Below are 21,957 nucleotides of genomic sequence, written 5' to 3'. Positions count from 1 at the left end.
ATAAACGCTGTTATATAAGGATTTTATCACTAAGTACAATAAAAGTACAGAACTAATAAATTGAGTATTTCCTGGGGAATATATTGCTAAATCATTAAAAACACCCCCATCCCGGGTGTGTTTTTGTTATGTATGATATCATTTATATATTATATTTATTTAAGGAGTTTTATACATGACAATTAAATTAGTTGCCATTGATATTGATGATACATTATTAAGTTCGGATCTTAAGATTCTGGAATCAACAAAGGTTAGCATTAAAAAAGCTATCAAAGAAGGAATTAAGGTTGTTCTATGTACCGGACGTCCACTAGCTGGTGTGACTCCTTATCTTAATGAACTGGGAATCTCAGGTGATGATCAGTATGTTATCACTTTTAACGGAAGTGTGATTGAGACCGTTAGCGGACAAGTTATTGAACAACAAGGGCTAGATAATCAAACTTATCGTGAAGTTGATCAGTTCTCTAAAAACAATAAACTACCATACAATGTTTTAGATGATGACAGTGTTATTTATACAAGCAATCGTGACGTTGATGTTATTACTGTAATTCAGGCTTATGAAAACCTTGCGGGTATCATGATTCGTGAAGTTGATGAAATGCCAAGCAATTTTTCAATTGTTAAGGCAGTGTTCTGTGGGACACCAGAGCAACTTGATGATAATGAAGCAGCAGTTCGTAAAGAATTTGATGACAGATTCTATGTGGTTCGAGCTGCTCCCAACTTCTTAGAAGTAATGCATAAGAATGTTAATAAAGGAAATGCAGTTAAACATTTGGCAAACAAATTAAACATTCAACCTGATGAAATCATGGCTATTGGTGATCAAAGAAATGATTTACCTATGTTCGAGTTTGCTGGCACTGCAGTTTCCATGGGCAACGGTTCAGACGTTGCTAAAAAAGCGGCAGATTTTGTCACACATTCTAACGATGAAGATGGCATAGCTCACGCCTTTGATAAATTCATTTTTGGATAAAATAAAAAAGACCTCAAATCGAGGTCTTTTTTAGTTCATAATATTAAACAGTTGTTGACGAAATTCTGGCCCATAAGTAACCGCGCCAACGGGAATTTCAAAGTCGAGGGCTTCATTAATTTTAGTGGTCCAAGTGGGGCCAAAACCGCCACACAATTCAATAAATTGCACACCTTCATTACGTAACTTCTTCGCAGTTTCAATAATAGTGCCATCAGTCTTAGCTTTTGGGTCAAATCCAATCGTGATGAATTCACAGTTACCAGCTATATTACGATTAATGACCGTGTTATTCTCGGGTGAGAAGTCAGGTGAAAAATACAAAAAAGCCCATTTGTGCAAATTTTCTAATGCCATAATATCATCTCCTAATCTAGTTGAGTATACAAAAGAGTTGGTGGTTTACCTATTGAACTGCTCAAAAAAAGACCTCTAATCGAGGTCTTTTTATTATGCTTTGACAGCATCTGATTTATTAAATTTAGCCATAATTTCTTTTCCGAAAAGAGCTATGAAGAATACTGCACAGAATAATATGAGAATTATGCTATTAATAATCATTTGTGTTCCGTTACCATTAACAGCTTGTTCTAATCCGCTAATCGAGTAAGTACCTGGCAAGAAGATTGCTAAGGTTCTGTAAAATGCTGAAAGCATTTCGTTAGGGAATAAACCGCCAGTAATAATGATTTGTAAGAACAATAAAGTTAGAGCAAATAATAATCCCATTGTTCCAAATAGTTTGTCTAATGCAAGACATGCAAGAGTAAATGCCGCACTTGTTAATAAACTAATTACTACAAAATTGAAAAGTTGAGCAATGTTCAATCCGAAAATCTTCGCAAAGATATCAATTAAGATTGATTGAGCAATAATTACTCCACTCACAACTAGAACTTTTTGTTTAAGTCCAGATTCTGATAATCCGTTTGTATAACGGAAGAGAGAGATTTGAGTTAACATAGCACCAACAAAGAATACTAAAGTAAGAACTAATGGAGCAAACGTATTGATTAAATTACCTGAAGATTTTTGAACTGAAAGTGTTTGATCAGTAACGGGTGTAACGAAGTGATTGACGTTAGCTTTACCTGTTGAAAGACCGCTAACTTGTTTGCTACCATCTTTTAATTTGACGTTTAGCAAGCTAATTCCATCTCCAGCTTGGCCAAGACCAGAAGTTAATTGATCTGATCCATCTGCTAATTTTCCAGCTCCATCATTAAGTTGAGTAATACCAGAAACTAATGTAGGAGCACTATTATTCAATGTTGTTAGTCCAGAAACAAGTCCTTGTTTGTTCTTTGTTCCTTTGATACCAGCTTGAACTTGTACTAATCCATCATGAATCATAGATGTAGCTTGAATTCCACCCATTGTATCAGTAGTAGAACCTTGTTGTTTCAATCCAGCATTAACTTCATTCAATCCGGCAGTTAAAGTGTCAATAGCTTGTTTAGCACCATTAAGAGCAAGTGGAGCTTGATCTGTAGCAGCCATTTGATTAATACCAGCTTTTAACTTGGCCATATTATCTTGGGTAAATGTTAACTGCTTAGTGATATCACCTTTTAATAAATCACCTGAAGCCGTTAACTCTTGTCCCATTGCAGTTAAGTTGTCGTTAACAGGCAACATATCATCGTTACCTGTTGTTGTTAATTGTTGAGTAACTTTAGTTGAATAAGCATTGATTTTTAACCCGAAAAGCATATGAGATTTCAAGAATTCTTTAAAGTCAGGGTCATTAATCATATATTCGTGCATAGCTGTTAATTGGCTAACAACACTGTCGGGATTGCTTGCGTCGTAAACACGAGCTTTAACATCTAAAAGTTTGTTACCAGTATCTTGCAATAAATCACCGGTAGTTTGGATATGGCCACCTAGAGTCGTCATATCTGAAGTGATAATTGCAGAATTGTCATTTTCGGGTGCATTGATTTGGGAATTCATTTCTTGAATACCTTCATTCAAGGCTGTTAATCCCGCTTGTAATCTGCTTAAATCAGCAGCATTACTATTTAGTTGACTATCAATTTGTTTAGATGCATCCGCTAGCTTGCTGTTAAGTAAGCCAGATCCAGAAGCAAGTTGATCGATTCCACTATCCAGTTGGTGAGCGCCGTCAGTTAATTGTTGAACACCACTTTGAAGTGGTGCGGCACCATCAGCAAGTTGTTGAGTACCATTTTTTAAAACATGCATGTTGTCAGAAATTTGTTTGCTTCCATCATTTAATTGACCTGAAGCATCATCAAGTTTTTGAACACCATCACTAGCTTGTTGAACACCATCACCTAATTGGCCTAAAGCAGATAAAGCAGCTTCATCATAGGCAATTTGAATACTTTTAATAACTTTACCTTTAAGTTGTTCGGTTACTTGAGAAGTAATCATACCAGCTAAGTAGTTATTCTTTTGTGAAGTAGCAACATTTAATGAACTAATCTTAGGATTTTTGTCTAAGGCAGTTGTAACATTCTTAGAGAAATCCTTTGGTAAAGTTATTTGCATTGCATAAGTACCGTTAGCAAGATTCTTCTTTGCGGTTTTGGCATCTACGAATTGCCATTTAACCTGTTTGTCTTTTGCTAAAGTTTGTTGTACTTCCTTACCAACGTTGACTGTTTTACCTTTGAATTTTGCAGGAACGTCTTTGTTAACGACCGCAATATTCATATTTTTAATATTCACATCTTGTTCGTACTTAATAAAATTAAACACAATCAGTAACAATAGTATGGGGATAATCACCAAAAAGGCGATGAAACCGACTAAATGAGTGCGGTTTTTGAATAAGTTCTGAAACATTTGAATACTCCTTTAAAAATTAGTTTAGGGCATAAACAAATATTATCTTAGTTCTGGAATTGGATAATGTCAAGAAAATGTCAGATTTTCTGAAAAATAATACGTAATTTGCATATTATTTAAATATATATTTATTTATAAAAATCCTTGTCAATAGGCAAAATATACCGTAATACCGGTTTTATATTTTTTATTAAAAAATATAAAAAATTCACTTTATATAATGATTTAGTGACAAAGGAGGAAATATGAAAAAATATATATTAGGAGTTATTGTAATGATAGGATTTTGGAATAGTTTAATAACGCCAAAGATTTCTGAAGGGGCTATTTATACGGGTAAACCAGAAATTAGCGATGCATATTATGCGCCTTTCAAAAATGATTTACGTTCATTTAGTAAAGACATGCAGTCAAAAAAGTTAAATATGGAGATATATGGATTCGTGATGTTGCGCCAGTAGTTACAGATCGTCTAGTGAAATTTGAGTATTCACCACAATACTTAAAAACAAGTCAAAGTCGTATGTTGAATGATGACTTTCTTGATTGGCTTGATAATAAAGGTTTTGAATATCGAGAAGTGAATTTAATTTTGGATGGTGGGAATTTTGTGTTTAATGGTAAAGATACTGCTATTATCACAAAACGGATCTTAGAAGATAATCCTGACTATACAAAAAGAGAAATTATTAGTAAGTTAAAAGAAGAATTGCATCTTAATAACATTATTTTAATTAATGAGGAGCTGGGAGATGTATTAGGACATGCTGACGGACAAGTGCATTTTATTCAAAGTAATATTTTGTTAATGAGTGATTTTATTGGGAAAGAAGAAGTCAAAAAGCAAATAAAAAAAACATCACCTTCAATTGAAATAGTAGAAATACCATCAAGTTATACAGAAGAAAATCAATATGATGAAGAAATACCGTCGGCTAAAGGCTTGTATGTAAATATCTTAGAAACAGCTGACGTTTTATACTTGCCGCAATATGGATTAAAAAATGATCAAAGAGTTTATGATATTGTCAGACAATATACTGATAAAAAAATTCAACTAGTGAATATGGATAAGATATCCACGATGGGTGGGTCGATTAATTGTTTAACATGGTATTGCCCCGAATATTTATTACCAGATTGAAATAATGATTTTTTCATACATTAAGCTATAATCATTTATGAGGTAGCATATGAAAAGAACTTATTTTATTATGGCCATTATCATGATGGTGTCGATTTCTATTATTGGGGCATTTGCAATCAATACAAAAAAGCCGCAAGAAACGACAATTTCAAAGGTTAAGAAGAATAAAACTCAAAAACTTAATTCACCGTTATTAATAGTGGTTAATAAAAAACATCCATTAACATCTGACTATAATCCATATCAAGGTGAGCTTCTAAATAACAATCCTAATGGTTCAGGACTTTTGCCAAAAGCTAATCAAGCAAAGGATAAAATTATTTCTGCAATGCAAAAAAAGGGTTTTGATATTGCTAATGAAATTTCAGGTTATCGTTCATACGATTATCAAAAACAAATATATGATGATTATGTTAATAAAGAGGGAAGTCAAAAAGCAGATACTTATTCTGCTCGTCCTGGATATTCAGATCATCAAACCGGATTGGCTTTTGACTTGTTAGGAACCAGTGGAGAATTACCTACGAATGACGAAATGTATTCTTGGTTAGAAAACAATGCGTATAAATACGGATTAATTATTAGATTCCCACGTAATAAGACTAAAATTACTGGTTACATGGGAGAAGAATGGCATTTGCGTTATATAGGTGTGAAATATGCTACAGAAATGCACACAAAGAATATAAAAACATTAGAAGAATTCACCAAAGTTTCGGGTGGAAACTATAATAAAGACATTAAAAATGACGTCTCTGCTTTAAATCAAAACAAATAAAAAACCAACCGTAAAAGGTTGGTTTTTTATTTGTTCTTCCAAATGTTTCCTATTATATTATCAATTATTCTTATACTTAGATCATTGATGTAAGGTCTTGGACTAGCGGTTGTTAGCCAGTTTTTACCTTCTGTTGGCACACCCCAGAAATAGAAATTATTGACGATATTATTATCTGCATCAATTAATTGACTAGTAGGTCGATTAAAATCTACCGCTCCACAAGAGAAAATCTCGCCATCTTCTTTTTTAAATTCCCAATTCTTAAGGTAATTGTTTTTTGATAAATTATTTAACAATTTACTATTAGTATCATTTAGTGAAACTTTAGGAATTCGTGCTTCGATTAGTACGTCTGCAGTATATTTAGCAGAGTTTTTTAATTTGCTTGTGACAACAAATCTTGAGTCGTCTGGTTTAACTGCCATTTCACCGGGAATAATTTCAATTATTCCGGTCTTCAATAAGGCGTGTAATTCTTTTAATCGAGAAGTAGGAGGTCCCATAGATAATAAATTATTGATTGAATTGAATTGCTTCAAGAATTTATCGACGTAGTCGTTTTTTGATAGTAATTCATTTTCAACAACATACCTTATATTAGCTCTGATATCACGTAAGACTTCTAATGCGCTAGTCAATGGACCAGTTTTTGTTCCCTTAACTGCTTCTTGGAAGTCGTTTTTTACGTAGTTTTGAATATACTCGTCAAAATTATCAGCTTTGTTAGCATCATCTGGATAAACAAAAGTATCCCAATTGATCAATTCAGTTGGCGAAATATCCAGGCTATTAACAGCTTCGTCAGGATTTTGTAAGAAGTTCAATTGGAAATATTCTTTATCTATTTGGTTTGAATAAGATGATTCAATAAGATGTGAATAATACACATAACTCATTTCGTTTTTAATCATTGACCAAAATTCTTCATAGCTAAGTGAACCTTTTTTGTATCGTCGTAAAGTCGGCATATTTAAAAAGTTAGGTAGATACTCTTCGCCAGGTGCTTTTTGTTTCATACCTTTGGAATGATTTGGTAGTCCATGTAGCGATCCAGCAATTATTTTTGGCTCGTTGCCGCTTGGAATGTAAGTTAATTCTCCGTTATCTTCCAAATTGAATTTACCACCACGTCCATAAGATAGACGTGCCATTAAATCAAAGAAGTTCAATCCTAACCCTTTAATTGCTACGGTGTTGTTTTTGGTAATTTGATCTAGATTAACTTCGTTGGCAAAATTTGGACGTACGTAGATTAACTTGTTTTCATTGGCAAAGTCTGAAAATTCAGATTCCAGTTTTGTCGGATTATTAAATAAGTTACCTAACGAAGCAATTACAATATCACTAATAATTTCTTTATCTGCAAATTGAATTTTGAATTCAGAGTCGGTTTTAATAACATCAATAACTTCTTCAGTAATTAAATTTACTGAAATATTTTCGTTAGTTCTTTTAAGTTGTTCAGCATAAAACCATTTAATATATGCACCGAATAAAGCTCGTGAAGTATAGCTGTTGGGAGTAATTTGCTTAACTTCATTCAAAAAACTTTGTGAATAATTATTTTCTTTTAAATAATCTGTCGCGTAGTTAATCGCCCATTGAGCAAGATTTGGCCCTAAATTAACGGGACCTTTCATATCGACGCTTTGGTCTGAAAATAAAGTTATATCTTGTGCAGCAGTGTTCATAATTAATTCGTAAGGTTGATCAATTGTCCAAACGCGACCACCCGCACCATATGGATCCAAAATGATGATTTCTATTTTCTCGTTTTGAGGATCAGAATTATTCCAAGAAATAATTCTTTCAAGAGCAAGCATTCCCCGTGGCCCAGCTCCAATTATAGTGATTCTCATAACATTCTCCAGTCAGCTTATTGATATATGTTTAGTATACCAATTAATGAAAAAATCTGGAGCTTAGTTTGTTGCAAAATATTAAAAGCGCAACTACACTCAAATTAGAAATCAAAATAAAGGAGATGCTTTGGTTATGGAATCAGTCTTTAGTGATGAACAAAAAGTGGAGCTTCTAGCCGATTTAGTAAAATTCAAATCAGTTAATGATGGTGAAGAACAAGTTGCGAATTATATTTCGCAACTATTTAAGAAACACAATATATCCACACAAGTAATGCCGGTAGCAAAAAATCGTGTGAATTTAATAGCTGAAGTTGGTAGCGGAAAACCAGTTATTGGTATTTCGGGGCATATGGATGTTGTTGATCCCGGAGATTTATCAAGATGGGATACAGATCCGTTTGTACTAACTGAAAAAGAAGGTAAGCTATTCGGCCGTGGTGCTACTGATATGAAGTCAGGACTTGCCGCATTTATTATTGCATTGATTGACATCAAAGAATTCAACTTGCTCAAATCTGGAACAATTCGCTTAATGGCTACTGTTGGTGAAGAAATAGGTGAACAAGGATCACAAACATTCTTTGAACAAAACACTATGGATGATGTAGATGCTTTAGTTATTGGTGAACCTTCAGGATATAACTTGGTGTATGCTCACAAAGGATCGATGGATATCAAATTAACTTCACAAGGCAAAGCTGCACATAGTTCGATGCCTGACTTAGGATATAATGCGATTGATCCGTTACTTAACATTTTAAGTGCAGCTAACAAACAATTCGGATCAACTGGTAAGAAGAGCCAATTACTTGGCAATTTAAGCTTCAATACTACTGTATTCAATGGCGGGAATCAGGTTAATTCAATTCCAGAAGAAGCAGTGGCTGAAATTAATGTTCGTACAATTCCTGAGTTTAATAATCACGAAGTAACCAAAATCATGCAAGAATTAGTCGATGATGAAAACAAAAAGGGTGCAAAAGTGGACATGGATGTTTACATGTCACTTAACTCGGTTCAACATAGTAAAGACAATAAATTAATAAATTCTGCAAAATCCATCGGAGAAAAATATTTCAAGAATGACATTCCTAAAATGGTATCTCCAGGAGTTACAGACGCATCTAATTTATTAAAGAATAAAGACGTAGAATTTCCATTTATTGTATTTGGCCCAGGTGAGCCAAATGTTTGTCATCAACCCAATGAATATGTAGAAAAACAAATGTATTTAGATTTCATTGATATCTATAAGCAACTACTAACAGAATATTAAAACAAAAAAAGACCTCGTTAGAGGTCTTTTTATTTTAATTTAGAACTGTTAGCGTATTTTTTTGATTTATCAGAATTCCATGAAGCGCCAGTCGTTTTGATAATTTGGCAAATTGCTGTTCACCCATAGTCAGTGCTTTAGTTGCTAGATCACTGGCTTCAATTAGGTTGGCAGCAATAATAGTTGCCTGTTTAAGAAGCGGTTGTTTGGAATCTGATGATTCAGATTTTAGACTTTCTGTAGCAATGGCACCATTTTGTAGATGGTAAGTATAGATATTATTCTTAACATTTTCGGGGTTCTCAATTGCTATATTCCAGATATAGTCTTGTCCTTTTGCAACGCCTGTTTGAATGTCACCACCACCATTAACCGCTGCGGCGATTAATGTTCTTCGATCAAGAAGTGGTCGAAGGAATTTTTCAAAAATATTTTTTATAAGATTAATATTTGATAGTGATTCATTGATAGCTAGATAACTGTTTAGTTTTGCTTTAAGAGTGATTGCATGAATCGTAGCTGCTTCATCGCTGTTAGAATTAGAGATAAGTTTTATGGTGTAAGGTATTTCTTTAACGTTAATAACTATAGTTTTTGTAATATATTTGCTCATAATTAAGCCTCCGTCTTGTTAATTGTATTTTGTAGTGAATCATCGAAGTTAGTTGTGTCTTTTGTGGAGCTAGCAACTAGTTGAATGTCTGTGTTATTTACTTCACTAGCTTTATAAAGCTTGAGTGGAGTAGATTGATTTGATTGTGTTGAACTAGTAAATGTATCAGCTGATACTTTTTGAACTTGAGTTAATAGGAAGCTATCAATCATCATTGAAGTTGTTAAACTAATTGTAAGAATTGATTTGGAGAATTTTTTCATTACAGGTACCTCTTTTCGATTGGTTAAGAGTATTTAATCAATAATTTACGAAATAAAAAGTATGTAAATGAGAATATTAAATGAAAGAATTTGAATTATTAGTTAAAATTATGAAGATTTCAGGTTGATTCAATAACACGGTCTTTTTTTAAGCTCTATTAAAGAAAAGTATGGACGAAAAAAAGCCGCTACATCAGAAAAATCTGATATAACAGCTTTTAAGGGTATACGTTTAAGGTATACCGAGGTTTGGCACCGAAGACTATGATACTTCAAATAGAAGAATATGTCTAATTAAAATATCCTATTTCATATGTTGTTGCAAATCTAATTATATTCTTGATATTAATAATGAATATATAATAGGAAGAAATTAAAATATTGATAATTTAATATATAAACAGAAAAACGAGTAATTCATAAGAATTATTCGTTTTTTGCTGTGTTTTGCTAAAATTCCAAAAACCTTTATTTGTATGTGTTTCGTCAAATAGTTCCGTAACTTAAGAACTCTTCTGATGATAAATTCAAGTTGTTAATGAGTAGTATTTACTTCGTTCAATATGAACAAAATATATTTTTCTTGGAGGAAGAAATGGCTAAAAAATTAAGCAAGACAGTCAAGATTGCCACTTATGGTGCAATGCTGGCTACATTGGGGACAACTGTCGTTACTCCTGTACAAGCTGCAACAAGCAGTAACACAGAAGTAAGCGTACAAAATGCAAGTTCTGATAAAGAAAATGCTGTTAAAAAATCAGGTGTTACAACAACTGATTCATCGGCAAATTCTAACTCAGAAACAAAGCAAGATTCAGTAGTTGCAAAACCAACTGACTTGAACCTAATCACATGGGGTAAAATGACATACTCTGGTGATGCTGATAAAGGTTTACACCTAGCAGACGGTGTTACAACCGGAACACTTGGATTCCAAACAGATATCCAATCAATCGCATCAATCGGTATTGCTGATAAGACATATTACCGCGTTAAACTTCCTGAAGAATTCCGCGAATTAGCAAAAACAGATGCCTTCCGTAGAGCTCTTTCAGGTCACTTCCGTGCATGGAACCTTGGTATTCCATGGGCTAACTATACATACAAATCAGAAGATATCCGTGTTGATACAGTAAATAACGAATTAATCTTTAATGACCCAGCACTTTCAGTTGTTATTGGATTATTCCCACACGTTACTCTTGATATGAGTGTTGATTTAGGTAAAGCCATTACTGAATCAGGTGTACGTATTGCTGACTCACACGATGGATACTACCATTTCCAAAGTGCTTTAGCTGGTAACAACAATGTTATTGACTGGACTCTAGGAAATAGAGATAGTCACGTTGATATTCCATTACAAAAAATGGATCCTGGTTACGGCGATACAGCTCCAGTAATCCAAACAGATGGTGTTAATACAACTGTTCCTATGAACTCAAACTTTGACGATGCTGCTGCATTGAAAGGTGTTAAAGCATGGGATAAAGAAGAAGGTTTCATTACTAACAAACTTAAAGTTGTAAGTAACCAAGTAAATACAAAACATGAAGGTTACTACCCTGTAACTTACTCAGTAACTGATTCAGTTGGTTTGAAGACAACAAAAACAATCAACTTCCACGTTACTAAAGAAGCTGCAAAAGATTACTCACTAGCACCAAACACATATCACTTGGGAGATGCAAATCTTAACGGTGTATATGGTAAAGATGTATATAAAGTAAGACTATTTGTTAACGGAAAAGTTGTTGCACAAGCTTCAACACATAACGGAACATTCACATTCAAGAATGCTAACAAATATGTAACAAGCAAGAACCAAAACGTTCAAGTTGTAGCAGTTGACAAAGCCTACAAAGAACAAAACAGAAAGAACGTTGTTATAACAGGTGACGATCCTTCAACAAACAAAGATTATTCATTGACACCTAACTCATATAAAATCGGTAACTCAACACTTACAGGTAAATATGGTAAAGATGTATACAAAGTACGTTTATTCGTAAACGGAAAAGTTGTTGCACAAGCTACTACAAATAACGGAACATTCACATTTAAGAATGCTAACAAATTTGTAACAAGCAAAAACCAAAAAGTTGAAGTTGTTGCTGTTGACCGTGCTTACAAAGAACAAAACAGAAAATCTGTTTCAGTTTCAGGTGACACAGTTAAAGATTATGCTCTAACAGCAAACACATATGCTCTAGGTTCATCAACATTGAACGGTACATATGGTAAAGATGTATACAAAGTACGTTTATTCGTTAACGGAAAAGTTGTTGCACAAGCAAGAACTAAGAATGGTTCATACACATTCTCAAACGTAAACAAATACGTTACTCAAAACAATGATCAAATCAAAGTTGTTGCAGTTAACACACAATATCAACAAGTTAACTCAATCAACGTAAACACAACTGGTAACATTGTTCACGATTACAAATTGACTGCTAAAGACTATGTTCTTGGTCAAAAGACAATGACTGGTACATACGGTAAAGATATTGCTCACGTACGTGTTGTAGTTAACGGTGAAGTTGTAAAACAAGCTGATAACAACAACGGTTCATGGACAGCCAAAGGACTTATCGGACTTATTAAAAAAGGCGACAAAGTTCAAGTAGTTGGTGTTGACTCACAATATAAACAAAGAGCTTCTGTAGACGTTAAAGTTAGTGAAACAAACCCTAACAACGACTACTCACTTACAGCTCCACAAATTTATAAAGTTGGTCAAAGCTCAATGTCAGGTACATACGGTAAAGATATTAAAGCTGTACGTCTTCTTCTAAATGGAGAACCTGTTAAGAATGCTTCATTAAACACAGCTAACCACACTTATGAATTAAAAGGTTTACAATACCTTAACATTCCAGCCGGTGCATATTTACAAGTTGTTGGTGTTGACAGTAACTACAATACTGTAGTTTCAAAAACAGTAACAGCCGTTGCTTAATCCGACTAATACTTTCGAATTCAATTAAGAATATAGGCGCATGAGTTTCATGTGCCTATGTTTTTACCAAGGGGTTAAAAAAAAATGCGTAAAATATTTTATTTTGTATTGAGTGTTCTTACTGTAGCAACGATTGCAGGATGTTCAAATGCTCAATCACAAAAAGCTTCTGATGATCAAGGACAGCTTAATGTGATGAAAAAAACCAAAGAGATTCAAATAACACCTGTTAAGATCTCAGATGATAGTGAAAAAGGCAAAAATAAAATTGTCAAAATCAAATACAGCATCAAGAATACTTCAAAAAAAGAAGTTGTAGTTGGTGCTAGTGATTTTATCATCAAATCAGGTGAATCATATTATTACATGGGCGAAGGAATTAATTTTGCTGAAACCATAAAACCTGGCAAGGAAACAACAGGCAATGGATATTATGAAATGCCCAAAGATCTAAACAAATTCACTTTAATTTATCATCCTGTCGACAGTAAGAGTGATTTAAGGTGGAACATTAAAATAAAAGAATGAAAATAACATATTTGCATCAATACTTTGCAACTAGAAAATCGATTACTTCTACACGTTCTTATGAAATCGCAAAATATTTAGTAAGTCAGGGACATGATGTAACGGTTATAACAACCGATGCATTTATCAAAGATGAACTAAATGAAATACCATATTCAAGAAAAGTTAGCTACAAAACAACCGAGGGAATCAAGGTAATTGCGCAACGAAACAAATATTCAAATCGCATGTCTTTTAGAAGAAGGATTCTATCATTTGTCAAATATATATTGTTTGCATATCACGAAGCCAAAAGTATTAAGCCAGATTTAGTTTTTTCCACATCTACACCGTTAACCATTGCGATTCCAACATTAATGTTATATAAATTCAAAAAACTTAAATATGTTTTTGAAGTTCGTGACTTGTGGCCGGAAGCTCCCAAGCAAATGGGAGTTATTAACAATAAGTTGATTTTATGGATAATGAAAAAACTTGAAAAAGCCGTATATGAAAATGCGGAACATATTATAAGCCTTTCTCCAGGGATGACTGAGGGAATAGAGAGCACGGGAATACCAGCGAGCAAAATCACGTTGGTACCAAATTTTTCGGATCTTGAACTATTCAGCTTAAAGAATATAGATGAGAAATTTGTTGAAGATATTAGACACAAATATCAATTAGATAACCAGTTTGTATTGGCACATATTGGTGCTATGGGCAAAGCAAATGGGTTGGATTATTTAGTAAAAGCTGCTTTGATTTTGCAGGAAAACAAAATCGATGATGTGGTCATTATGATAGCCGGTGACGGAATGGTAAAAATGGAATTGGAAAAATATTGCAACGATAATAACCTACAAAACGTGATATTTACCGGTTTTATTGCCAGAGAAAAAATTCCAAGTTTAACATCCATAGCCGATATTACGATGACCAGCTTTAAAAACCTACCAGTTTTAGCTACTAATTCACCCAATAAGTTCTTTGATTCATTAGCCGCTGGCAAACCAATTATTGTCAATTCAGCTGGTTGGACAAAAGATATTGTGGAAAAAAATCAGATTGGATACTATGTTGATCCAACAAAACCGAAGAAGTTAGCGGATCTTTTACAAGAATTACAATTTGAAAAAGACTATTTGAGTAAATTATCTCCGAAGATTAAACAGTTAGCGAAAAAAGAATATGCAGTTGAAAAAGAAGTGCAAAAAGTCGAAAACGTTCTAGTCGAAAGTTATCTAGGGAGCGATAACAATGGAAATTAGCGTTATAGGGACAGGATATGTGGGCTTAGTTACAGGAGTGTCATTAGCACAAATTGGACATACTGTAACTTGTGTCGACAACAATGAAGAAAAAATTACTAAGCTTAAACAATTCAAATCACCAATATATGAACCGGGAATAGAAGAATTAATTGAAGAAAACGTTGAACAGAATCGTTTAACTTTTAAGCTTGGTCAAGAAGTTGATTATTCACAATTTGATGCGATTTATTTAGCTGTCGGAACACCACAATCAGAAGATGGCACGGCAGACTTAACTTTTATTAATCAAGTGGTAATAGATATTAAGAATAAATGCCATCAAGATATGGTAATTGTTACAAAAAGCACAGTACCTGTTGGTACTAATGCTTCAATTGAACAAAAGTTGAATGAAGATTCAGATTACAAATTTACGGTTGTATCCAATCCGGAGTTCTTACGAGAAGGATCGGCTATCGAAGATGTTTTTCATCCTGAACGAATAATTCTTGGATCTGATGATGAAGCTGCATTAGATATGGTGGAAGAAATTAACGAACCATTTCATGCACCTGTTGTCAGAAGTAATTTTGAAAGTGCTGAAATCATTAAGTATGCTTCAAATGCATTTCTGGCAACCAAAATTAGTTATATCAATATGATTGCAGATTTGTGTGAAGCAGTCGGTGCTGATGTTCAAACCGTATCTCGCGGAATGGGATTAGACAGTAGAATCGGAAACAAGTTTTTAAAGGCAGGAATCGGTTACGGTGGTTCGTGTTTTCCAAAAGATACATCAGCATTAACCAAAATTGCTGAACAACATGATGTAGATTCATCAATTATTAAGTCAGCAATAAAAGTTAATCAAGATGAACAAGTCAAACTCGTTTCTTATTTGGATGATATTTATCCTGCTTTAGCGGGTAAAAAGATAAGTCTTTTGGGATTAGCTTTTAAACCAGAAACCGACGATATTAGAGACGCTGCATCTATTAGGATTATCAATGAATTGCTTGATCGCAAAGCAAAAATTCATGTTTATGATCCTGAAGCAACAAATAATATTAGAAATATTTTTGGGGGGAAACTTACGTATAGCGAAAATATTTCTGATTGTTTACAAGACAGCGAGGCTGCCTTAGTTATTACTGAATGGAAAGAAATTAAGGGAATTCAATTACAGACGTTCAAAGATAAAATGCGACGAGCATTAATCTTGGACGGACGAGGGGCTTTACTTAATGCTACCGATGATCCAGAAATTGAATACCAAACAATTGGGAGAAGGGGAATTAATTAATGCTTAAGAGGTTTTTAGACTTAATACTTTCATTCTTATTGTTAATAGTTTTGAGTCCGGTGATTCTAATTGAAGCTATTGTCATCGCTTTTAAGTTCAAAGAAAACCCTATATTTATTTCAACCAGATCAGGCAAAGATGGGAAACCATTCAAGATTATTAAATTCAAATCTATGCGAACTTTGTATGACAACAATGGGGAATTGTTGAGTGATGAAGAAAGAATTACATCATTTGGTATATTGTTGCGTTCAAGTAGTTTGGATGAATTACCACAGCTGGTTAATGTTTTTCTAGGGGAAATGAGTTTAGTCGGACCGCGTCCGTTGAATGCAAGTTATCTTGATAGATACACTGATGAACAACGAAGACGACTTGAAGTTAGACCGGGAATCACAGGTTGGGCGCAAGTAAACGGAAGAAACACAATAAGTTGGGAAAGAAAGTTTGAATTGGATTGCTATTACGTGGACCATCAAAGTTTTATATTAGATTCTAAAATTCTTTTACTGACGATTCTTAAAGTAATAACACGTGAAGGGATTAGTCAAAATGGATTCATTAATGCAACGAGTTTTAAAGGGAAAAACTCAAAAGCCTAAATTAGTATTATTAGGCGCTGGGGGCTTGAGCAGTGTAGTCGCTCAAGTCGCTAGACATCAGGGGAAATATGAAGTTGTGGGTTTTTGTGATGATAAATTCACTTCAATAAAAATAGAGGATGATTTATTTTTCGCTCCTTTTTCAGAAGTTGTTGAGTTATTAAAAAATCCTGAAACAGTGTTTATCTTGGCAGTGGGTGAAGGGAGAATTCGATCACAAATTTTTGATCGAGTTCAGATTCCAAGACAGCGTTATGTCAATGTTATTCATCCCCTTGCCTACATTGACACTGATGTAGAACTAGGTACCGGTAATCTGATTTCTCCATATGCAATTTTGCATAGTGGAGTCAGAATTGGCGATCACTGTACTGTTAATTCAGCAAGTGTTGTGGAACATAAGAGTCAGTTAGGCTCATTCGTTTCGCTTTCTCCTAATGTCACAATCACAGGGGAAGTTACAATCGGAGATCTTTGTTTCATTGGGGCTGGTAGTGTCATTATTCAGTGTTTAACTGTTGGTAAGAACACACTAATAGGAGCGGGATCGCTAGTAATAAGAGACCAACCTGCAAATAGCGTGGCCTTTGGGTCACCTGCAAAAGTCGTTAGAAAAAATGATTAGTGAGCGAATATGAAAAATAAATTCTTGAAAATTTTTGGAGTAGTCACCGTCCTAACAATTTTTAATCAAGGGATGACTTTGATTAGAGCATCAATAATGGCTAGTAGTTTTGGTACTAGTAATCAAATGGATGCATTTAATTTTGCCAATACTTTGATGGTTTGTATCACTAATATTTTTGGGTCGGCGATTGCGACAGTATTCATTCCTTTCTTAACAAAAGCAAAAACAAAAGAAGACAAGAAAGTAATGAATAGCTATATCAATAGTATGGGTTTAATCGTTCTTATACTATTAGGGATTTATTCACTTGGGAGTATTGTTTATCTAAATATATCTGGGAATAATCAAGATAATTTCTGGAATATTATGGTGGAATTGTCGTTTGTTTTAGGGATTGGTCAGTATGTTAGATTCTTCTCCAATTTTCAAACTTCTATGTTGCAAGTTAGTCGAAAGTTTTTCTCGATTAAATTTGCGGCCATTTTATCCACAATATTTAGTTTGATGGGATTGATTTATTTTCACAATCAATTAACTATTCATCTTGCTACTATTCTGATCTCGTTCTCATATCTCATCGAATATTTTGCTTTGAGAGTGAGTAACAGAGAACTTGAATATCAGCATCAATGGGTTATCGATTACAAAAATAATCAGACTCAACAATTATTTCGATTAACAGTTCCAATTGTTTTGAATTCAACTATTTATCAGGTTTCACTGATAATTCCAAATATCATTGCAAGATCATTTGGAGTTGGAGTGGTTTCAATAATTGTATATTCTAATCAGATTTTAAATATTATGCAGACGCTTATCATCTTGAATTTGTTAAGTGTCTTGTATCCAGAGTTGGTGACTGTGTTTCAGAATAAGCCGCTATCGGAGGCTAAGAAGCAATTAGGTTACTACATTAGTTTGACCAATTTAATTGTTATTCCAATGGTAGCAGGTGCAATTACATTAGGGCCGCTAGTTATTTCTATTCTTTTTCAAAGAGGAGATTTCACTGCGGCTGACACCCAAGATGTCTGGCAATTTCTGATTTTTGGAAGTTTAGCATTGCCATTGATTGTTTTTAAAGAGTTTTATTATCGAGTATTTTATAGTCGATCAGATACGAAAACTCCAGTCAAAATTTCAATTATTTCGATAATTGTCCAGATGCTATTTTTGATAATTGGGGTAAAAATAATTGGAATCTGGGCATTAATGGCATCGCCATTAGTTGCTACATTAGTCGCTACAATTTTAGCAAGAAAGAGTTTAGTCAAAGAAATTGGTCAATTATCTGATAATCGTTATCAATTAGTTATGTGTACCGTTAATAGCTTAATTATGGCGGGAGTCATTATCATGATAGGACCAAGCATCCATACTAACAGACTTATTAAACTAATAATATTAGTGCTGATTGGAATGTTTGTTTATGGATTGTTGACCTGGATTTTCCAGAGGAAGTTTTTTTTAAGTGGAAAAGGGGGAAAGTATCATTAAACAACCCAAAATTACTGCAAGTCAAATAATTAGCAACAAAGAAGTTTACCAAATGTTTGGTGCCGTTAAAGAAAAAGCCAAAAAGAATCCGTTATTTATTATGGAAAAAGACAGCATAGGAACTGTAATTATTTCGTATAACGATTTTTTGGAAATATTAAATGGCAAAACTGAAAAGTTTAATTTGGAATGAAGGGGTGAAGGATCATTAACTTAAAGATAAATCCCAAATACATAACGACGACTACCAATGTACAACGTAAATGGGGAGATGTTCGAAAAAAATCTTTAAACCATCCACTCTTTATTGTTTCCAACAATGAAGTTGAATTAGTGCTGATGAGTTATGAAGAATTCACAAAATTATACAAAAGAAGTAAAGAGGAAGATAAATGAAAGTCGTCTTTTTATTATCATCATTTCCCAAAATATCAGAAACATTTATTCTATCGCAGATAACTAACTTAATTGACCTTGGAGTAGACGTACGAATAATCGCCTACAAAAAGGCTGATATGAGTGAAGTACATAGGCTAGTTACCAAATATCGCTTATTGGACAAAGTAACATACTTGAATCCAACAAATAATAAGATGATACGAGGATTAAAGATTTTAAAAACTATTTTATTTCATCCAATTAAGGCCGCTCGTCTTTGGAATAAGAAAAAATTCGATCGAGTATCTAGCTTACGAAGTTTGGAACTTTTAAATAAGGTTTCTATGATTCAAAGTTTTGATTCAGTAATTGCTCACTATGGTCCTAACGGAGCTGCGTTTGCAAACTTACAAAGCATTGGAGTTGCTCCTAAAGTCGAATTAATCACTTTCTTTCATGGGTTTGATATAACAGCCTTCGTAAAGAAAAATGGGTTACTTCCTTATAAACAACTATTTGCTTCACAGAGCAAAATTCTGGCAATTAGTGAACTGTTCGAAAGAAAACTAATTGTTGATGGAGCAAATAGTAATCGGGTTTCTGTTCACCATATGGGTGTAGATTTAGAAATGTTTGATTATATCAAACGTTCAAGAGTCGAACAGTTACGTCTGTTAAGTGTAGGACGATTGGTTGAAAAAAAAGGATTTAATAACACTATCAAAATTGTTAGATGGCTCGTGGATTTAGGAATTGATGTGCAATTAAACATTGTTGGTAGTGGTCCATTAGAAGAAGAGTTGAAACAACAAATTGCTGATGAATCTTTAGAAGAAAGAGTTACATTATTAGGTTCTAGAACTCAACGTGAGGTCCTAAGACATCTATATACTAGTGATTTCTTTATTATGATGAGTCAAACAAGTGCTAATGGTGATACCGAAGGTATCCCAGTAGTCTTGATGGAAGCGATGGCCACAGGTATTCCAGTGTTAGCAACGCGACATAGTGGGATACCAGAGCTGATTGATGATAATGAGAATGGTTGGTTGGTAGATGAAGGTGATGTTAAGACGGCTGTCAAAATTATCAGGGAAATGTACCAAAATGAAGCAATCTTAGAATCAATAGGATTGGCAGCGCGCCAAAAAGTTGAGTTAGAGTTTAACTCACAATTATTGGCTGAACAATTGCTACAAACATGTATTGAAGAAGAAGGTCAAAACGTTGAATAAAAAAAGACGTAATACTAAACGCGTGATGATGATAAGTTCGGTACATGTATGGTTAGATACAAGAATTTTTTTTAAAGAAGCTATGTCATTAGCAAACGATGGATTCAAGGTTGATTTTTATGCTATTGCTGATGGTGAAAATAAGAGTTTGGGGTTGTTAAAAACTGATAATTTAAAATTAAATTATTTAAAAAGACGATCCCGACTTACACGCTGGATTTATTGGATTAAATTCTATCGACAATTCATCAATAGCTCGGACTATTTCTTACATATTCAAGATCCGGAGTTGTTATATGTTGCACGTGCAATTAAACGAAAACTAAAGAATCAAGTTTTTATTACGTATGATATGCATGAGCATTTACCAGCGGCTGTTTTAACTAAGCCTTGGATTCCACAATTCATGAGAAGCTGGCTATCAAAAAGAGTTGCTCATACAGAAAAAAAATTAATGCGTTATTGTGACAAAGTGATTTTTGCTGAACTATCTTACAAAAATAATTACAAGGATTTGAATCTTGATAGTATTGATGTTTTGAACTATCCCAAGTATGAACCTGAGGAATTTACCGTATCCCAAAGCAAGAGTGATCAACCTTTTACTCTGGTATATGTCGGAGCTTTGATTAGACAACGTGGCTTATATGAGATGTTAGATTTGATGGCAGAGATAATTAATGTTCACCATCTAGATGTGCAGCTCAACTTAGTTGGCCCTATTAATGAGAATAAAGATGTTGTTAAAGAGTACGTTGAGAAATCAAATTTACAAAATGCCGTTCATTTCTTAGGAAGAATGCCATATTCAAAGATCTGGGATATCTATCGAAATTCTGATGTTGGGTTATGTTTATTGCAACCAACACCCAATAATATCAATTCACTATCGACCAAGATTTTAGAATATATGGCAGCCGGACTTCCATTTATAGCTAGTGATTTTCCAGCCTTTCATGAAATTTGTGTTGAAGACGATTGTGGAGTTGATTATAACCCCAAGGATGTCGACTTGATGGTAGATCAAGTTAAATACTTAATGAAGAATGAAAAACGTCGCAAACAAATGGGACAAAATGGAATAGAAGCTTTTAAAAATAAATACAATTGGAAAATTGAAGAAAAAAAATTGATTCAATCATACGAGAATAAGGTTAACAATAATGATTAATTCAGAGAACTTAACAATAAAAAAGTTTATAAAAAATCTTCGTAATAGTGTGACTTTATTGATTGTGTTTTTTGTTTTAATACTTGGAACAACATACGTATATGGAACTTTCGTTTCTAAAGACACTTATTCATCTGATATGCGTGTCTTGGTTAATATGAAAAATGAAAAAAACAGTGCGGTTCAAAGTGAAGATATGAAGACTAATATTCAATTAATGAATACTTATTCTGAAGTTATCAAGAGTAATCAAATGATGACAAAAATAAACAAAAAATTGAAGTTACCTCATAGTAAGTTAAAAGAAATAGAGTCAAATTTAAATGTTTCTTCTGATAACAATTCTCTGATTATCAAAGTTAACTATTCTGATACCAACAAAGAATTAGTTAGCAAGGTAATGAAGGTGTTATCACAAGAAATAAAAACTGAATTACCACGGCTCTTCCCTAATATTGAAGTGTCAATCTTGGCAAAACCTGATACACCAACTAAAGATTCTGTGCTGATTAAGTACATATTAGATATTGTAGTTTGGTTTGTTATTAGTGTTTCTTATTTACTTTTAGTAACACTTAGGGATCAACAAATAGATTCTCCTGAAGAGTTAAACAAACTAGGTGTTAGATATTTGGGACGAGTTAAAAATAAATTTGTTGTGAGGTGGTAAT

21 protein-coding genes are annotated in these 21,957 nt (G+C 33.6%); 16 read left to right on the top strand and 5 right to left on the bottom strand.

What is annotated here, in order from left to right; all coding sequences use genetic code 11:
- The first annotated feature begins 175 nt into the window (after positions 1-175).
- Positions 176-988, top strand: coding sequence for a Cof-type HAD-IIB family hydrolase (locus RD055328_RS06735; protein ID WP_244088028.1), 813 nt, complete (start codon positions 176-178; stop codon positions 986-988).
- Between the two features lie 30 nt (positions 989-1,018).
- Here the strand turns inward: RD055328_RS06735 and RD055328_RS06730 are convergent, their stop codons facing one another.
- Positions 1,019-1,345, bottom strand: coding sequence for a DUF6506 family protein (locus tag RD055328_RS06730; RefSeq protein WP_244088027.1), 327 nt, complete (start codon positions 1,343-1,345; stop codon positions 1,019-1,021).
- Positions 1,346-1,438: 93 nt separating this feature from the next.
- Positions 1,439-3,802 (bottom strand): YhgE/Pip domain-containing protein, encoded by a 2,364-nt coding sequence (locus RD055328_RS06725; RefSeq protein WP_244088026.1) that lies wholly within the window; start codon positions 3,800-3,802, stop codon positions 1,439-1,441.
- A 248-nt stretch (positions 3,803-4,050) separates the two neighbouring features.
- Here RD055328_RS06725 and RD055328_RS06720 point away from each other — a divergent pair, with 248 nt between their 5' ends.
- Genes RD055328_RS06720 through RD055328_RS06710 form a run of 3 tightly spaced genes read left to right on the top strand, consistent with a single transcriptional unit; the run spans position 4,051 to position 5,730 of the window.
- Entirely contained in the window at positions 4,051-4,266 is a 216-nt protein-coding gene (locus RD055328_RS06720; protein ID WP_244088025.1) for a hypothetical protein, read from the top strand.
- Positions 4,239-4,949 (top strand): agmatine deiminase family protein, encoded by a 711-nt coding sequence (locus RD055328_RS06715; RefSeq protein WP_309295424.1) that lies wholly within the window; start codon positions 4,239-4,241, stop codon positions 4,947-4,949. Before RD055328_RS06720 ends, RD055328_RS06715 begins: the two co-directional genes overlap by 28 nt.
- 49 nt (positions 4,950-4,998) lie before the next feature.
- Positions 4,999-5,730 (top strand): M15 family metallopeptidase, encoded by a 732-nt coding sequence (locus RD055328_RS06710; protein ID WP_244088024.1) that lies wholly within the window; start codon positions 4,999-5,001, stop codon positions 5,728-5,730.
- 26 nt (positions 5,731-5,756) lie between these two features.
- Here RD055328_RS06710 and RD055328_RS06705 read toward each other — a convergent pair whose 3' ends face one another.
- Positions 5,757-7,592, bottom strand: a complete 1,836-nt coding sequence (locus tag RD055328_RS06705) for an FAD/NAD(P)-binding domain-containing protein (RefSeq protein ID WP_244088023.1) — start codon at positions 7,590-7,592, stop codon at positions 5,757-5,759.
- A gap of 136 nt (positions 7,593-7,728) precedes the next feature.
- On the opposite strand from RD055328_RS06705, the gene RD055328_RS06700 reads away from it, so the two are divergent.
- Positions 7,729-8,874, top strand: a complete 1,146-nt coding sequence (locus tag RD055328_RS06700; RefSeq protein WP_244088022.1) for an ArgE/DapE family deacylase — start codon at positions 7,729-7,731, stop codon at positions 8,872-8,874.
- Positions 8,875-8,908: 34 nt separating this feature from the next.
- On the opposite strand, the gene RD055328_RS06695 is transcribed toward RD055328_RS06700, so the two are convergent.
- Both RD055328_RS06695 and RD055328_RS06690 read right to left on the bottom strand, forming a co-directional pair.
- Positions 8,909-9,487: a hypothetical protein gene (locus RD055328_RS06695; protein ID WP_244088021.1), complete on the bottom strand. Its 579-nt coding sequence runs from the start codon at positions 9,485-9,487 to the stop codon at positions 8,909-8,911.
- 2 nt (positions 9,488-9,489) lie between these two features.
- Positions 9,490-9,750, bottom strand: coding sequence for a hypothetical protein (locus RD055328_RS06690; RefSeq protein ID WP_244088020.1), 261 nt, complete (start codon positions 9,748-9,750; stop codon positions 9,490-9,492).
- A 595-nt stretch (positions 9,751-10,345) separates the two neighbouring features.
- Here RD055328_RS06690 and RD055328_RS06685 point away from each other — a divergent pair.
- The 11 genes from RD055328_RS06685 (at position 10,346) to RD055328_RS06635 (ending at position 21,956) form a co-directional block, all read left to right on the top strand.
- Positions 10,346-12,712, top strand: coding sequence for an immunoglobulin-like domain-containing protein (locus RD055328_RS06685; RefSeq protein ID WP_244088019.1), 2,367 nt, complete (start codon positions 10,346-10,348; stop codon positions 12,710-12,712).
- 84 nt (positions 12,713-12,796) lie between these two features.
- Positions 12,797-13,240, top strand: a complete 444-nt coding sequence (locus RD055328_RS06680) for a DUF4352 domain-containing protein (protein WP_244088018.1) — start codon at positions 12,797-12,799, stop codon at positions 13,238-13,240.
- On the top strand, positions 13,237-14,490 hold the full coding sequence (locus RD055328_RS06675) for a glycosyltransferase family 4 protein (protein ID WP_244088017.1): 1,254 nt from the start codon (positions 13,237-13,239) through the stop codon (positions 14,488-14,490). The genes RD055328_RS06680 and RD055328_RS06675 overlap by 4 nt, the downstream gene beginning before the upstream one ends.
- Positions 14,480-15,775: a UDP-glucose/GDP-mannose dehydrogenase family protein gene (locus RD055328_RS06670; RefSeq protein WP_244088016.1), complete on the top strand. Its 1,296-nt coding sequence runs from the start codon at positions 14,480-14,482 to the stop codon at positions 15,773-15,775. The genes RD055328_RS06675 and RD055328_RS06670 overlap by 11 nt, the downstream gene beginning before the upstream one ends.
- Entirely contained in the window at positions 15,775-16,377 is a 603-nt protein-coding gene (locus RD055328_RS06665) for a sugar transferase (RefSeq protein ID WP_244088015.1), read from the top strand. The genes RD055328_RS06670 and RD055328_RS06665 overlap by 1 nt, the downstream gene beginning before the upstream one ends.
- On the top strand, positions 16,328-17,002 hold the full coding sequence (locus tag RD055328_RS06660; RefSeq protein WP_244088014.1) for an acetyltransferase: 675 nt from the start codon (positions 16,328-16,330) through the stop codon (positions 17,000-17,002). Before RD055328_RS06665 ends, RD055328_RS06660 begins: the two co-directional genes overlap by 50 nt.
- A gap of 9 nt (positions 17,003-17,011) precedes the next feature.
- A complete protein-coding gene (gene murJ, locus RD055328_RS06655) occupies positions 17,012-18,502 on the top strand; it encodes a murein biosynthesis integral membrane protein MurJ (protein WP_244088013.1) in 1,491 nt (496 codons plus the stop codon).
- Positions 18,477-18,695: a hypothetical protein gene (locus RD055328_RS06650; protein ID WP_244088012.1), complete on the top strand. Its 219-nt coding sequence runs from the start codon at positions 18,477-18,479 to the stop codon at positions 18,693-18,695. The genes murJ and RD055328_RS06650 overlap by 26 nt, the downstream gene beginning before the upstream one ends.
- Before the next feature lie 199 nt (positions 18,696-18,894).
- A complete protein-coding gene (locus tag RD055328_RS06645; RefSeq protein ID WP_244088011.1) occupies positions 18,895-20,115 on the top strand; it encodes a glycosyltransferase in 1,221 nt (406 codons plus the stop codon).
- Complete coding sequence (locus RD055328_RS06640) at positions 20,108-21,286, top strand: glycosyltransferase family 4 protein (protein WP_244088010.1); 1,179 nt, start codon at positions 20,108-20,110, stop codon at positions 21,284-21,286. The genes RD055328_RS06645 and RD055328_RS06640 overlap by 8 nt, the downstream gene beginning before the upstream one ends.
- Complete coding sequence (locus tag RD055328_RS06635; protein WP_244088009.1) at positions 21,279-21,956, top strand: YveK family protein; 678 nt, start codon at positions 21,279-21,281, stop codon at positions 21,954-21,956. The genes RD055328_RS06640 and RD055328_RS06635 overlap by 8 nt, the downstream gene beginning before the upstream one ends.
- Position 21,957 lies beyond the last annotated feature (1 nt).

Origin of the sequence: Companilactobacillus sp. RD055328, assembly GCF_022835675.1 — a bacterium.
GTDB lineage: Bacteria > Bacillota > Bacilli > Lactobacillales > Lactobacillaceae > BQUT01.
Note: the sequence above shows the minus strand (reverse complement) of the source record. Positions and strands in the feature narration are given on the sequence as shown.

Excerpts from the sequence above, each read along its gene's own strand:
- RD055328_RS06720 (WP_244088025.1), top strand. The coding sequence starts at position 4,051 with ATGAAAAAATATATATTAGGAGTTATTGTAATGATAGGATTTTGGAAT.
- RD055328_RS06735 (WP_244088028.1), top strand. The coding sequence starts at position 176 with ATGACAATTAAATTAGTTGCCATTGATATTGATGATACATTATTAAGT.
- RD055328_RS06665 (WP_244088015.1), top strand. The coding sequence starts at position 15,775 with ATGCTTAAGAGGTTTTTAGACTTAATACTTTCATTCTTATTGTTAATA.
- RD055328_RS06660 (WP_244088014.1), top strand. The coding sequence starts at position 16,328 with ATGGATTCATTAATGCAACGAGTTTTAAAGGGAAAAACTCAAAAGCCT.
- RD055328_RS06725 (WP_244088026.1), bottom strand. The coding sequence starts at position 3,802 with ATGTTTCAGAACTTATTCAAAAACCGCACTCATTTAGTCGGTTTCATC.
- RD055328_RS06670 (WP_244088016.1), top strand. The coding sequence starts at position 14,480 with ATGGAAATTAGCGTTATAGGGACAGGATATGTGGGCTTAGTTACAGGA.
- murJ (WP_244088013.1), top strand. The coding sequence starts at position 17,012 with ATGAAAAATAAATTCTTGAAAATTTTTGGAGTAGTCACCGTCCTAACA.
- RD055328_RS06710 (WP_244088024.1), top strand. The coding sequence starts at position 4,999 with ATGAAAAGAACTTATTTTATTATGGCCATTATCATGATGGTGTCGATT.
- RD055328_RS06705 (WP_244088023.1), bottom strand. The coding sequence starts at position 7,592 with ATGAGAATCACTATAATTGGAGCTGGGCCACGGGGAATGCTTGCTCTT.
- RD055328_RS06675 (WP_244088017.1), top strand. The coding sequence starts at position 13,237 with ATGAAAATAACATATTTGCATCAATACTTTGCAACTAGAAAATCGATT.
- RD055328_RS06680 (WP_244088018.1), top strand. The coding sequence starts at position 12,797 with ATGCGTAAAATATTTTATTTTGTATTGAGTGTTCTTACTGTAGCAACG.
- RD055328_RS06685 (WP_244088019.1), top strand. The coding sequence starts at position 10,346 with ATGGCTAAAAAATTAAGCAAGACAGTCAAGATTGCCACTTATGGTGCA.
- RD055328_RS06690 (WP_244088020.1), bottom strand. The coding sequence starts at position 9,750 with ATGAAAAAATTCTCCAAATCAATTCTTACAATTAGTTTAACAACTTCA.
- RD055328_RS06730 (WP_244088027.1), bottom strand. The coding sequence starts at position 1,345 with ATGGCATTAGAAAATTTGCACAAATGGGCTTTTTTGTATTTTTCACCT.
- RD055328_RS06695 (WP_244088021.1), bottom strand. The coding sequence starts at position 9,487 with ATGAGCAAATATATTACAAAAACTATAGTTATTAACGTTAAAGAAATA.
- RD055328_RS06645 (WP_244088011.1), top strand. The coding sequence starts at position 18,895 with ATGAAAGTCGTCTTTTTATTATCATCATTTCCCAAAATATCAGAAACA.
- RD055328_RS06700 (WP_244088022.1), top strand. The coding sequence starts at position 7,729 with ATGGAATCAGTCTTTAGTGATGAACAAAAAGTGGAGCTTCTAGCCGAT.
- RD055328_RS06635 (WP_244088009.1), top strand. The coding sequence starts at position 21,279 with ATGATTAATTCAGAGAACTTAACAATAAAAAAGTTTATAAAAAATCTT.